Raw genomic sequence first — 1,409 nt, 5'->3', positions numbered from 1 at the left:
GTCGGTGAACCAGTCCGGCCCGCGCGTGGACAGCCGCGACCGGTCGCGGTCGCCCGCGACGATGAGCGCGGGCTTGGAGCCGAGTTCGAGCAGGACCTTGGTGGGCGCGGCGCCGCGCGCGATGGCGTGCCCGGCCGCCGCGGAACCGGTGAAGGAGACGGCGCCGATCCGCCGGTCCTCGACGAGCGTCCGGCCCACCTCGACGTCGCCGGTGACGAGCTGGACGCCGGCGGGCGGCAGCGTCCCGCTCTCGCGCAGCAGGTGAACGAGGTGGAGGGTGGCCAACGGGGTGCCGGGCGCGGGCTTGACGATCACCGGGCAGCCGGCGGCGACGGCGGGCGCGATCTTGTGGGCGGCCAGCAGCAGCGGGTAGTTGAAGCCGGTGATGCCGACGACGACGCCGATCGGGCGCCGGGTCCAGAAGCCCAGCAGGCCCTCGCCCGCAGGGAGGAGGTCGAGCGGCACGGTCTCGCCGTGCAGGCGAGCGACCTCCTCGACGGCCGTGGCGAGCGTGACGAGGGTGCGCGCGACCTCGACCTTGCAGTCGGCCAGCGGTTTGCCGGTCTCCAGCACCAGGAGCCGTTCGAACTCCTCGGCGCGGGCGCGCAGCGCGTCATGCGCGCCGAGCAGGGCGGCGCGGCGGGCGTGGGAGGGCAGCGCGGCCATGGCGGGGGCGACGGCCAGCGCCTCCTCCAGGGCGCGGACGGCGAGGGCGGCGTCACCGAGCGGCGCCCTGGCCACCTCGGTGCCGTCGTAGGGGAAGACGACCCGGCTGGTCGCGGGGGCCGCGACCCAGCCCGCACCGATCGGCAGCCCGTCTGGGACGTTCATGACCTGCTCCAGGTGCTCGCCGGGAAACAGCCGCTCACGGGGAAAGGGACGTTCACGACCGGCTCCGTGCGCTCGGGAAGACGTCGAGGTAGGCGGGGGCGTCCGCGCGGCCGGTGGCCGCCAGCACGGCGTGCGCGACCGCGCGGCTGAAGACGTCGGCTCCGGCCGCGAGCACCTCCTGCAGCCCGGCCGCGTCAGGAGCGGGGCGGGCGCAGGTGGCCAGCGCGAAGACCGTGTCGCCGTCGACCATGGTGTGGGCGGGCCTGATCGCGCGGGCCAGCCCGTCGTGGGCGACTCCGGCGAGTTTGCCGCACTGCGCCTTGGTCAGGGTCAGGTCGGTGGCGACGACGCCGATCGTGGTGTTGAACGAGGTCGTCACCGGCGGCCGCCAGGCGCCGACCTCGGCGGGCGCGGGCGGGGCGAGGTGGCCGAACTCGCCGTCCAGGCCGTACCTGGTGCCCGCCAGCAGGCCGCCCACCGGGTCGAGCACCGAGCCCGCCGGGTTGGCCTCGGCCAGCGCGGCGACGACGGTGCCGTCGGGCAGGACGGCGCTGGGGCCGCCGACGCCGCCCGCGAGG

At 76.4% G+C, this 1,409-nt stretch carries 2 protein-coding genes; both read right to left on the bottom strand.

Features of this window, described 5'->3' with window-relative positions:
* Positions 1–831: aldehyde dehydrogenase family protein (locus ABD120_RS29295; RefSeq protein WP_343953380.1), on the bottom strand; the 831-nt coding region annotated here is incomplete at its 3' end.
* A 52-nt stretch (positions 832–883) separates the two neighbouring features.
* Positions 884–1,409 (bottom strand): P1 family peptidase (locus ABD120_RS29290; protein WP_343953379.1); only part of this gene is annotated, 526 nt, incomplete at its 5' end.

Source organism: Nonomuraea longicatena (genome assembly GCF_039525605.1).
Taxonomy (GTDB): domain Bacteria; phylum Actinomycetota; class Actinomycetes; order Streptosporangiales; family Streptosporangiaceae; genus Nonomuraea; species Nonomuraea longicatena.
The sequence above is the reverse complement of the archived record's forward strand: the minus strand, read 5'-3'. Positions and strand labels throughout refer to the sequence as shown.